The organism is Gemmatimonadaceae bacterium, assembly GCA_036496605.1.
Classification (GTDB): domain Bacteria; phylum Gemmatimonadota; class Gemmatimonadetes; order Gemmatimonadales; family Gemmatimonadaceae; genus AG2.
The window spans coordinates 33490-44784 of sequence record DASXKV010000057.1 but is presented as its reverse complement, the minus strand read 5'-3'; the positions used below and the strand labels follow the sequence as shown (position 1 = coordinate 44784).

Here is an 11295-nt window from a genome sequence, read left to right as displayed (position 1 = left end):
GGCGAATCTCGCGGCGAATCTCCGCGGCGATCTGCTCAAGGGCGCGAAGCCGGATGGCCAGGCCCGCAGCGCCGTGTTCCGCATGGACGGCGAAGCACTCGCGGCAGGCAGGAACGATGGTGAAGTCGCCCTGATCGTCGGTCTCGTAGAAGTCGCCGTGCTCGTCGACCGGGAGCCCGTACTCGATGTGCGTTTCCACGCCGCACGCGTAGCAGTCGACGCCAGCGCTCTGGCGCTCCACGCTGAGGCTGACGGTTAGGCGGACGGTCGTGTCGCTGATTCGTCGGAGCATTCTCTGATTCTCCAGATGAGAGTGAGCGACCGCCAGCGGGAGTGCCGGCGGTCCCTGGGGCGAACTTTACGCGGCGCTGGTGGTCGAAGTGTTGCGGCCGACGAGCGCAGCGTGGCCGGCATCGGTGAGCGCGAACCGGGCGCGCTCGAGATCGTACAGGGCATTCCGCCGCAGCGCCGATCGATGGTCGTTGTCGACCGAATTCCTTTGCGCCCTACGGCAGATATCCGGATCCGCGACGTAGACGCCATCGACGTGATGCAGGCCCCAGAATGCCTCACCAGTCGCCGCGATGACGATCGTTAGGCCGGGAGCTGGCTGATACAGCCGTCCCGACGTCTTCCGCGGCGCCGACGCTGCGCTCGCTCGCTCGTATGCCCGCAACTGCTGCCCGGCGGCCTCGCGTAGGCTAGTGCCGGGGGCGAAGGCGGACGCACCGTGAGCGTTAGCGCGGTCGGCGATCGCGAGGTCTTGCTCGGTCGGGTCGTGCATGGCCGACGCTGTAGGTGGCCGTGGCTGTGCGCGACTACTCGCGATGCGACTGTCGATCTCGGAGTCGAGCGTGGCCGTGTAGCACTCGTCGAAGTACTCCATCTGCTACCTCCTCCGTTGCGCCCGAGGCCGGGAGCGCACTACGTTGCGCGTGCAGGCCTTCGGGTCTGTGGGGAGCCAGTCCCGCGTCACTCTGCCAAAGGGAACCGGGCTGGCTCTTTCTCGGTCGACTTCTGTACGAGTGAAGTTACAGCCACCAGCGCTATTGCGCAAGGGCTAGTGTATGAGCTACTATACAGCTTACTGGAGCTCTCCGAGGGAACGGCCATGGCAGCAGCAACCCAACTCGTACAGGCAGCGATGACGCCGCTTCGCGTGGAGATCCGAACGCTGCGCGAGGGGCGGGGCTGGTCGCAGGGCGAGCTTGCCACGCGCGCGCGCGTTACTCGTGCCACAGTGAACCGACTCGAGAACGGTCGGCCGCGGTCGATCGATCTCGAAGTGCTCGAGAAGTTGGCTGCGGCGTTAGGCGTCTCGCCGCCTGGCTTGCTCATCGTACGGGACGAGAGCGTCAGCAAGCGACGAGGGAAGTGATGAGCGACGCGCGCAACGGCATCCGAGGAAACCAATGACCACTCGACGGCGAAAGGCGTGGCGCAAAGCGATCGAAGAGGCGGGCGTGACCGTGTACGTCTTCGAGCGGCCGGGCTCGACGGCCATCTATCGGGAAGTGCGCCGCGACGACGGCACGCAGGATCGCAAGTCGTTAGGTCACGGTGATCGAGTTCTCGCGCTGGAGCAGGCGCGGGAGCTCGCCCGCCGGATCGCCGAGCTCCGTCTCACGGGTCCGGTCCGTACGCTCACACTCGGCCGACTCTTCACACTCTACTTCGCCGAGCGCGCGCCGCATCTGTCAGCGAAACGCCGCTCACTCGCTGAGAACATGTACAAGCCCTACTTCACCGGGCACCTCGGCGAGTCGTTCGCGCTCGAGAACTTCAGTCAGACGCAGGTCGACAGCTACGTCGCCGGCCGGCGCACGCGCACAATCGTCTCACCCAAGGCCCGCGGCGTTTCGACGGCGCCGCGCGACGGCACGGTCGGGAATGAGTTGCGCTGGTTGAAGAGCGTCATCCGCTGGGCGCGGAACTTCCGCGTTGGCGGCCGGCCGCTGCTCACGATCGATCCGCTCGCCGGTGTGCAGCTCCCCCGCGAGAAGAACGTCAAACGGCCGATCGCGTCCGAGGACCGCTACACGAAAACGCTCAAGGTCGCCGACAGCGTCGATCCGCACGGGCGACTCGCGTGCATGCTCGCGCTGGCACGCTTCACTGGCCGTCGCGTCAACGCGATTGCGCATCTCAGAGCGAATGACGTCTACCTCACGCGCGATCAGGTCACTCGCGCGCTCGGCGCCGCGGGCCAGGACGAGCGGCGCGCCGAGCACATGCCGCACGGTGCGCTCGCGTTCCGCGAGGATCACGACAAGTTGGGCTATTTCGAGCTGACGCCGCTCTCTACGGCGGGGCGCGCGGCGATCGATCGCTACTTCCGATTGCAGCCGCGTCTCGGCGACGCGCCGCTGTTCCCCGAGATGCGCGACCCGAGCACGCCGAGCGAGTCAATCACCCGCAACCGCGCCGATTACTTGCTCCGTCGCGCCGAGTCCGTCGCAGGTGTGCCGAAGCTCGAGCGCGGGCTGTGGCATGCGTACCGGCGATTGTGGGCATCGGAGCGCAAGCACCTTCCGGACGTCGACGTCAGTCGCGCCGGTGGCTGGCGTGATCTCGCGACGATGAAGCAAGCGTATCAGCAGCCGGACGCCGCGACGACGCTCAGAGTCGTCGAAAACGCGCCAGACAAGCCCAGTTTGAGCCCAACGGCGAGCCAAAGCGCTGACGCCGCAACGTCTTAGCTCGCGCTCTAAATCTCCCAATTGGATAGCACGAGCGCCTGGCTCGGATGCTGTTCCTCGTGCTTCGCGAGCGACATGCGGAGGTCCGTCCATCGCACCCGCGCACCCATGCCGATCAATCGCTGATAGGTCGCCTGGTAGTCGCCCTGAACTCGTAAAGCAACGCGCCGTGTGCCACCGCGTCGCGCAAAGTCGCACAAGGAACGCGCCATGTCCGGAAACTGCTCCTCGTGCAACAGCACGAGCTTCAGCACGCGTAGCTCTTCGCGCGCTCGTCCCTCCACGAGCGGTACCGTGTGCGCGAGCGCGAAACCCTCGAGGGAGCCGTCGGAGCCACGGAGAATGACGGTATCGCCTAACGACAATTCGTCCGTCAGCTGGATCTCCCTGGTGTAATCGTACCCCGGCGCCAGCCGCTCGAGCAGCGACTTGCACTCGGCGATGGTCGCCTCTTTTTCCTGGGCCGAGCGACGTGCGAGGAGGAGCGCCGGCCGATCGGAAAGCGCCGCGTCCAACGTCGTCGTCAATGTCAGATGGCCAGGTACGAAGCCGAGCCGCGAGTAGAAGCCGATGTTGTCCATCGTCCGCGGCATGGTTTCGAGACCGATCACCCTCGCGCTGCTCTGCTTTAGCCACTCGATCCCGCGCGACACGATCTCCTTGCCGAGTCCCGTGCCCTGGTACTCCGTACGCACGGCGAGTGGGCCCATCCATCCTTCCGTTCCGGAGCGATGGATCATGTTGAACGCAGCGATGTGGCCGCGGTCATCACGCCAGAGCATCGCGCCCGCGTCCGCGTCTGCGATCGCGTAGCGCCACACGGCGGGATTGAGATACGGCACGCGGACGCCGACCATGCCGTCGCGACGATACCGCTCGGTGAACGCATCGCTGAAGACCTGATTCAGGTCGGCGATGTCGTCGAGCCGTGCCCGGAAGGGGCCGTCGACGGAGTGCGAGGGACGCCAGGTGCGAGTCGCGACCATCAGTCGGCGGCTCCGATGGTGAGCTGCGCCGAATCGTCGACGGCGACCGCGCCTAACGCGGGCTCGTGCTCCGCGCGCGAGGCGCCAGATTCTTCGTCATAGCGAATAGTGATGACGCGGTCGAGCCCCTCACGCACCGATTCGATATGCGTGATGAGAATGACCTGCTCGAATCGGTCCTGCAACCGCCGCAGGAGCTCGACCACGTTGTGTCTCCGGGATTCATCGAGCGAGCCAAAGATCTCATCGAGGATGAGGAGGGAGAAACTCTGGCCCGCGCGCTCCGCGATCATCTGCGAAATTGCGAGGCGAAGGACGAGATTCGCCAGATCCTCTTCGCCCCCCGAGATCACCGGCTTCGGTACGCCCTCCTCGAGAACCAGTACGTTGTACTGATCGTCCAGCTCCAACTCCGAATATCGGGCGTCGGTCAACTCGGTCAGGAACGAGCTGGCGAGCTCGGAGATCTCGGGTCGAAGCTGCACGTTGAGGTCCGTCCGCATGTCCGAGTATGCGCGATCGAGCTCGTCGTGCATCCGCTTGTCGCGATTGAGCTCGTCGAGCTGGGTCTGCGACTTGGCGAGATCGCGTTGCGCCTGGAGCGCCGTGTCGAGCGCGCCACGTGCGGCTGCCGCTTCGCCTTCCGTGGCCACGCAGGCCAGCTCGGCAGCCCGTAGCTCCGTCGCCGCACGCTCGTACTCGCCGCGGATCCCATCCCACGACTGCTCGGAAAACTGCACCGCGTCGCGTTGCAACCGCAGCTCGGCGATGTGGTTCGTCGTTAGGTCGGACGCCTGGCCGACCCGTTCGCGCTCGCGTCGCAATTGGCCGTCGCGCTCGACTTGCGCGCCGAGCCGTGCTGCTCGGGCATCGAGCGGTTGGAGCCGCTCGAGCTCGTGGCGCAGATGCTGGTGTTGGTCTGCCCGATAGCCGCTGGGTATGTCGGCGAGTTCGCGGCGCAAGACCTCTTCGCGCTCTTCCTTTTGCGTCATTTCTCGCGCGATCTGGGCCAACTCCTGGATGGCGCTCTGCACGCGAGCGAGCCGCCGCTCCAGCTTCCCGACGCTCTCGAGCGCCAGACGGCGCTGCTCGCCTAACGTCTTGACTGTCGGCGGCATCTCGACCAACTGATCGAGCCGCTTGCGGTAGTAGCTCCCGTCGACGACGGCGGTGTTGAGCTGATCATCGATGAGATCGAGCACGGAACGATAATGATCGCCCAACGGTCGCGCGCACGTCGGACAGATGCCGTTCTCGCCGGCGGCGACGAGTCGCTCGCGCTGGTCCTTCAGCTCCGCGTGCTGTCGGCGCAACGCCTCGAGCTTGGTCTCCGCTTCCTGCCGGTCACGCACCCAATCGGTTCGCTTCTCCTCGAGCTCTTCGTCCGTCCGCTGCAGCTCGCGCCGCTTCTCCGCCAGCTCAGTGTTCGCCTGCTCCTCCAACCCGGGCGCTGCCTCGACCTTCGCTCGCCGCTCGCGCAGCCGCCCGAGATCATCGGACAGCGCCCGCACGCTCTCGAGTAGCGTCCGGCGACGTCCCTCCTCCGCGTACAGACGATCCATCTCGTGCAGGGCGGCGACGATCTCGCCTAACGGCGCGATCTCCGCGCGGATCTTCTCGAGCTCGACGCGCGCGGTGGCGACGTCCGCGAGCTCCCGATCCAGCCGCTCGCGATCGCGTGCGAGGCCAGCAGCCTCGCTTTCGGCCACGCGAAGCTCGGCGAGCAGCGCCTGCAGCCGCTCGCGCTCTCGTTGCAACGTCTCCCAGCGTGGCGTGACGTGATCGAGGAGGCTCGAGGCGCGCGCACGGCGTTCGGTCGCGTCCCGTTGTCGCGTCTCCGCAAGCTCCATCCGGGTGTGCGCATCCGTGAGCATGCGCGCGACGCTCTCCGGATCGGGCATTCCCGCGCGGAGCCCAGCAGCCTCGGCGAGAATGATGCGACGGCGCTCGCGAACCAGCGCCTGGGCCGTTCGTAGCTTCTCGTAGCCGAGCACGCGCGAGAGGAACTGTGCGCGCTCCGACGGCCCCATCGCCGCCATCACGCTCAGCTCCTTCTGGCCGGTGAAGTACGTGTTGAAGAACTCGTCGAGGCTCATCCCGAGCCGCCGCCGGAGCAGCTCGGTGACCCCGGTGATCGTGTTCGCGATCGGCGAGCTCGCGCCGTCGAGGAACAGCTCGGCGTTCGTTAGGCCGCGCGAGACGAGATAGCGATGGCCGCCAAGCTCGAAATCCAGCTCGACACGCACCTGGGCGCGCGCGCCCGCTCGGTTGAATCGAATCGAGTCGCGAGTGCCGCGGGCCGCTGGCGTGCCGTACAGCGCCCACGCGATGCCCTCGAGGATCGTCGACTTGCCGGCGCCGTTAGGACCGATGATTCCCGTCAGGCCCGAGTCGAAGACGATATGCGTGTCGGCGTGCTGCCGAAAGTTGCTAAGATGGAGCGAGTTCAGACGCACGGAGTCATCCGCTCCCATCCGTCGCCGGGTCGGCGCCAAAGTGCGCCGGGCTGACGGTGTTCTCGGCTTCACTCAGATAACGCAGGCCTAACGCGACCAGCTCCTTGCGATCAATGTCCGGCTCGAGCACGCGGCTCATCAATTTTTCGCGGACGACCTCCGCGAGCGACGGACGTCGTCCCGGTGCACCCTGGACGGAGAGTCGCGCGACCTCCGGTCGGCGCGTATCGAGATGGAAGTGCAGCGCGCGCCGTTTGAGATCACGGAGCGCCTTGTGGTTCAGATCGCGAGCAATGTGGCGGGGCAGATCGCGTACGATCAGACGCACGATCCTATCCTCGATGCCGCCGCGAACGCCGGCGACCGCACTTTGAATACGCTCATCGAGCTCGGCCACCGTGAGGCCGCGCGCCGAGATCGGCGGCAAGTCGATGAGTGGACGCGAGGGTGGCAGTGCGTGGAAGGTGTGCGCGCCGCTCTCGAGGTTCCACTCGACCAATCCCTTCCCGGGCAGCCCGGAAACACGCTCCTCGTAGAGCTCGCCCCACGCATTCTGGCTCGTATAGTCGATCGCTCCCGAATAGTACGCGTTAGCCTCGATCTGGCGATGGACGTGATAATCGCCAAGCGCGACGTAATCCCACGCGGCGGCGTTGAGCTCTGACCGTGGAATCTCCAGCCCGGCGCGATCAGCCGTGAGGAAGTATGCCGGCAACGTACCCTCCACGGCGCCGTGGAGCACGAGAATGTTGAAGCGCGCATTTGGATCGGGCTTCAGCGAAGGCCGCTTTGGCACGTTGGGAACGGCGAGCACCGAAATGCCTGGTTCGCCGAAATAGAAGCGCTCTGGTTCCGAATAGGCGACGTGAATGCCAAACTCTCGAAACAGCCGCAGAATGCTGCCCGTCTCGGTCGCGCGGGGCGTGTCGTGATTGCCCGCGACCATCACGACCGGAGCGTTAGGCAGCGCCGCCCGCAAGCGGCTGAACTGCAAGTACGCGTGCACGATCGCCGGATTCGTCGGACGGACGTTGTGGAATATGTCGCCCGCGACCAGCACCATATCGGGCTGCAGCGCGATGATGCGATCGATCGCCGTCTGAAACGATCGCGCAACGTCTGCCTCCCGTTGATTGATCCCGCCGGGAGTGAGACGTTGATACTGACGAAATCCGAGGTGCAGGTCCGATAAATGGACGAGACGCATGCTGCGGGAGTCGAGACGCGGAGAGCCCGGCGCCAAATATACGCCGAAGGTACTCGCTTGCGCTCGCTTCGGCTCCCCTCGCCTGAGAATTCTACGGACGCTTTTCGACGGTCTTCATGCGTTGTGTGACGCGGGTCTCAAATCGCATCACGGTGTCATCTGTGCCAGGGACGCGTACGACCGAGTGCGCAACGATCGTGAACTGCGATTCCGTTAGCCATCCACGCGTGCGGTCGACGAGCATGGTCCCCGTCACCGTGCCCCTTTCGAGCACGGGCCCCGCGCCTTGCGTCAATCCCGCGTCGGGATCGGGGCTCATCTCTCCACGCATGGACACATACGCGATGGTGCCATGACGAGAGAGCGAATCGAGACGGAACTTCGTGTGCAGCCACGCGCTCATGACGCCGCCGGGCGCGGGTCGTCCGCCAGCCGGCACGGGCATCTCACGGCTCCAGGTGTAGCCCACTTCGATTGGACCGCGTGGGAACGCCGCTGGCATGAGCGACATCGTTTCGGCAACGTCGGGCGCAGTGTCCGTCGTGTCCGCGAGCGAGACGGTTCCGTCCGGCGAGATGCGGAGCATCATCGCGCGCCCCTCGAGCGAGCGGCGTGCCTCGTTCTCGAGATTGAACGCTCGCTCATCGTTTGAGCTCAGCTGGATCGAATCCGTGACGGCTCGTACGTACGTCGCGGTCGGGACGCTCCGCTCCACAATCGCGCGTGAGTAGACGCGCATCGTCGTCGTGACCGACGTCGCCGAGGAACTGCCGGGCCGACGGAGGCCGGTGAGCTCCGTCTGCTGATCGAGACGCAAATGCAGCGTGTCACCAACGCGCGGGCGGATTTCCAGCAACACGGATTGCGCACCGGCCGCGAGCGCCCTCGTCAGGCACATAACGACGCCGATCAAGAGATGACTGCGGCGCAAGCGTGCGCGAAGCATGGTCAGCGATCAGGGGCCGTACGGATCGTCGGCTGGCGCCGAGCGGATCGGAGTGACCATCGGTCGCGGCGTGACCGGCGTCGTTGGCACGCGCGACGCGAGCTGCGCCTTGAAAAACCGCCGCACGTCGGACGGCCGCTCGCGCAGCGTTGCATTGCGCGCCCGAATCACATCCTCCTCCTCGTGCAACACGACGACGTCCTGGATCCAATTGAGAGTCAGCGTCGGATCGAGCGGACGGAGCGACCGGAGCAGCGCTGCCTCGAGCGTAACGTCCTGTGCCTGCGGATACCGCTCCGCACCATCGCGGCCACGCATGATGGCCGGCCGCGGAAAGCGCACGAAGATCGGTTGTGTAAAGTGCGGGTGCCGCACCATGAGTTGTCCCTTCTCGAGCGTTGCAAGCTTCGTCTTCACGGCCGGACTGAGGACCGAATAACCCGGTGTCGCCAGCTCGTCCGCGTCCATACGACCATACAGCGCTGTTCCCGAGTTCCCGACAACGCGCCGGTGCACCTGCGAGCGGAATTGCTGCGCGCTGAACAGGACGAGACCCAAGTACCGTCCGCGCTCCGCCAGATCGAGCAGCATTTTGCGAACGTAGGTGTCTTGCCCGTCGCTCGGCGCGTATTTGTTGAGCTCGTCCACGAAAACCACGACGTGCTTGACGCCGAGGTCTCGCTTTTCAAGGTGCTCCCGCAGCTTCGTGACGACGCGCGCAAAGACCAGATCCTGCGCGTCCTCCTCGAGTGAGGCGACGTCGATCACATACACCGTGCGGTCCTGAAAGCTCCCGAAGGGAAGGTCACCGACATTCCCGTCGTCGGTCACGAGACCGGCGCACCGAGTCGAGATGTTCGAGAGACGGTTACGGACCTTACGAATCGTGGCGATGTGGTGCGTGCGCCAGCTCTCGTTGCCACGATGTTCCAGGGCAACGAGCAGGTCCTTGAACCACTGCTCGAGATCGGCAAACGATCGGACCCGGTATCGTTTTCCCGGCAGAACCAGCTCATCGTGAAAATCCCGGTCGACGATGCGCTCTCGTATGAAATCGATCAGGGCATCCGCCTTCGCGTCGACGTCGTCCTTGTTGAGGAGCACCTCGGCGTATTGGAGCACTTCGCGAAGGCCCCACGTCAACGCCGTCACGTTATCCAGGAGCGCCTCGTTCGAACGGAGCGTGTTGAGCGAGACGCCATCGGACTTGTATGGGGCGAAATATTGAACGTTTCCGAACGGCGCCGGCGAAACGCCACACTTCTCGTAGAGCGCCCGATCCCGCTCGTCGATCTCGCCGGGCTGGTCGAGAAAGCACAGATCGGGACCTTTGACGTTGAAGCAGACGGCGGCAATCGAGCCCTTCTGCTCGGGAAAGTGGGTGAAGAGCGACGCGAGGATCCATTCGATGGCGCTCGTCTTGGTCGCGAGGCCAGACACGCCGGTGATGTTGAGATGCGCCGCCTCCGGTCCGATGAGAAAATCCGCATCGAGATAGATGGGCGCGTCGGTGCCACCAGCGTGATAGACGCCGATTGGAATCCCCGTGCGTGCCCCGTCGGCGAGGTAGCCATCCATGCGGAGCGCGACGGCAATGTCGGCGTCATCGGCGAGATGGACGTCGCCTAACGGCACGGGCTGCAGCGGCTCGTCAGGCAGTTGGCGCAAAACTGCCGCCGTGTACAGCCTGATCTCGGCGCGCTCCGTCGAGGCGAGCGACGCGGACGCCGGGCTCCCATCGTGTCCCAACACGTCATGCAGCGGCGACTGGAGATCCGAGTAGCTGAATCCCTCGACGACGACGCCGTACACGCGCGTGATCTGCCCGTTGATCGTATACTTCCCTTCCACCCTAACGATCGTACCGACACCGACTGGCGAGTCGAGCGACGTCCAGAAATGAAACTCGTGCGGCGTGTTGGGGCGTCGCTCGGTGGCGACGACGCGGCCGAGTGGAGTGAGTGCAGCCGTCGTCATGTCACCGCGTGAAGAAATTCTTCGCAATCACGAATTCCATAGACCATTTTGTCCCAGCGACCGTCGGGCAGAGCAAGCGGCGTTGCTTCCGCCAAAATCCAGAGGGAGACTCTGTCGGCCGTGGGCCCGACAGAATCGGCGTCGATGTGAGCCGGACAGGCGATCTCGACGCGGACCAGACCCCACATTGGATCGTAGCCGAGCGGATCGCGCAGTCGCAGATACCAGCTCGCGACGGGAATACGTTTCGGCGACGTCACGCGAAATACACTCGAGCGCTCGCCACTCCGCAGGCCAAAGATCGTTTGGAGCGCGTCGCCCTCGGCGTAGAGCGTGCGGTGGCTCTTCACTACGCCAACAGTACACGCTGAGACGGCAACCTTGTCGCTGCCACTGATGCCGCCGTCGATGAAAAGCGGCTCACGCTCGTGGTGGCACCAACGCTCGGCGAGCTCGCGCTCGGCCTCCTCCCGATCCTCCTGGACACGATGCACTGCTTCGTCGCGCAGAATGAACGGGTGCAGGGCCGGCTCTTGCGACGCCGGCGTCGTGTCGACGACCTCGAGGCCCAGTGCGTGCAACGCGCGCACTTGCTCGGGCGTGAACGCGCGCAAGCACGCGTAAAGTCGACGTCTGACGATCGGGCGATGCCATGTCGTTAGGCGCCGGTTGCGCCGCATGCGCACCACGGCCGCCACCGTGCCGTGTACGATCGGCGTCCCGTCGACATAGGCGACGACTCGGCTCGTCTGCGTTCCGTCGAGGAACGCTGCGAACGCCGCCTCGTGATCACCGAAGACGCGCCGTGCGCGCATCACGCTCCCCTCCATGACGTCGGCGCCCACGAGTCGAGGCGGCCGCGCGTCGGGTGTGACACGCTCGAGCGCCTGGTCACCGTTGGTGACGAGCGCGATGTCGGGCGCGAGGGCGCGCAGTTGCCGCTGGAGGGCTAGTAGCCCCTGATCGGTGGCGGCGCGCAAGACGACGGTCATCCGTGTGCACACTAAGGGTGCGCACGACGAGA

10 protein-coding genes are annotated in these 11295 nt (G+C 65.2%); 2 read left to right on the top strand and 8 right to left on the bottom strand.

All coding sequences use genetic code 11. The features are described from left to right. Both VGH98_23285 and VGH98_23280 read right to left on the bottom strand, forming a co-directional pair. Positions 1 to 292, bottom strand: a 292-nt coding sequence (locus VGH98_23285; protein ID HEY2378922.1) for a hypothetical protein, incomplete at its 3' end; no start/stop codon positions are given. A gap of 66 nt (positions 293 to 358) precedes the next feature. Beyond that, entirely contained in the window at positions 359 to 886 is a 528-nt protein-coding gene (locus tag VGH98_23280; protein ID HEY2378921.1) for a hypothetical protein, read from the bottom strand. Positions 887 to 1111: 225 nt separating this feature from the next. Between VGH98_23280 and VGH98_23275 the strand changes: the two genes are divergently transcribed. Together VGH98_23275 and VGH98_23270 are read left to right on the top strand one after the other, a co-directional pair. After that, entirely contained in the window at positions 1112 to 1378 is a 267-nt protein-coding gene (locus VGH98_23275; GenBank protein HEY2378920.1) for a helix-turn-helix transcriptional regulator, read from the top strand. Positions 1379 to 1412: 34 nt separating this feature from the next. Next, positions 1413 to 2699, top strand: coding sequence for a hypothetical protein (locus VGH98_23270; GenBank protein HEY2378919.1), 1287 nt, complete (start codon positions 1413 to 1415; stop codon positions 2697 to 2699). An 8-nt stretch (positions 2700 to 2707) separates the two neighbouring features. On the opposite strand, the gene VGH98_23265 is transcribed toward VGH98_23270, so the two are convergent. From VGH98_23265 to VGH98_23240, 6 genes are all read right to left on the bottom strand, one after another. Beyond that, complete coding sequence (locus VGH98_23265; protein HEY2378918.1) at positions 2708 to 3685, bottom strand: GNAT family N-acetyltransferase; 978 nt, start codon at positions 3683 to 3685, stop codon at positions 2708 to 2710. Next, positions 3685 to 6141 carry an SMC family ATPase gene (locus tag VGH98_23260; protein ID HEY2378917.1) on the bottom strand — a complete coding sequence of 819 codons (2457 nt, stop codon included), beginning with the start codon at positions 6139 to 6141 and terminating at the stop codon, positions 3685 to 3687. Before VGH98_23260 ends, VGH98_23265 begins: the two co-directional genes overlap by 1 nt. Positions 6142 to 6145: 4 nt before the next feature. Next, positions 6146 to 7348 carry a DNA repair exonuclease gene (locus tag VGH98_23255; protein ID HEY2378916.1) on the bottom strand — a complete coding sequence of 401 codons (1203 nt, stop codon included), beginning with the start codon at positions 7346 to 7348 and terminating at the stop codon, positions 6146 to 6148. A gap of 91 nt (positions 7349 to 7439) precedes the next feature. Further along, entirely contained in the window at positions 7440 to 8294 is an 855-nt protein-coding gene (locus VGH98_23250; GenBank protein ID HEY2378915.1) for a hypothetical protein, read from the bottom strand. A gap of 9 nt (positions 8295 to 8303) precedes the next feature. Then, entirely contained in the window at positions 8304 to 10271 is a 1968-nt protein-coding gene (locus VGH98_23245; GenBank protein ID HEY2378914.1) for a hypothetical protein, read from the bottom strand. Beyond that, the gene (locus tag VGH98_23240) at positions 10268 to 11263 is read right to left on the bottom strand and encodes a hypothetical protein (GenBank protein ID HEY2378913.1); all 996 of its coding nucleotides are present in this window, start codon (positions 11261 to 11263) and stop codon (positions 10268 to 10270) included. Before VGH98_23240 ends, VGH98_23245 begins: the two co-directional genes overlap by 4 nt. Between the last annotated feature and the right edge of the window lie 32 nt (positions 11264 to 11295).

What these genes read in the sequence shown, in the direction of transcription:
- VGH98_23255 (HEY2378916.1), bottom strand. Translation starts at nt 7,348, where the DNA reads ATGCGTCTCGTCCATTTATCGGACCTGCACCTCGGATTTCGTCAGTAT.
- VGH98_23245 (HEY2378914.1), bottom strand. Translation starts at nt 10,271, where the DNA reads ATGACGACGGCTGCACTCACTCCACTCGGCCGCGTCGTCGCCACCGAG.
- VGH98_23265 (HEY2378918.1), bottom strand. Translation starts at nt 3,685, where the DNA reads ATGGTCGCGACTCGCACCTGGCGTCCCTCGCACTCCGTCGACGGCCCC.
- VGH98_23240 (HEY2378913.1), bottom strand. Translation starts at nt 11,263, where the DNA reads ATGACCGTCGTCTTGCGCGCCGCCACCGATCAGGGGCTACTAGCCCTC.
- VGH98_23270 (HEY2378919.1), top strand. Translation starts at nt 1,413, where the DNA reads ATGACCACTCGACGGCGAAAGGCGTGGCGCAAAGCGATCGAAGAGGCG.
- VGH98_23250 (HEY2378915.1), bottom strand. Translation starts at nt 8,294, where the DNA reads ATGCTTCGCGCACGCTTGCGCCGCAGTCATCTCTTGATCGGCGTCGTT.
- VGH98_23280 (HEY2378921.1), bottom strand. Translation starts at nt 886, where the DNA reads ATGGAGTACTTCGACGAGTGCTACACGGCCACGCTCGACTCCGAGATC.
- VGH98_23275 (HEY2378920.1), top strand. Translation starts at nt 1,112, where the DNA reads ATGGCAGCAGCAACCCAACTCGTACAGGCAGCGATGACGCCGCTTCGC.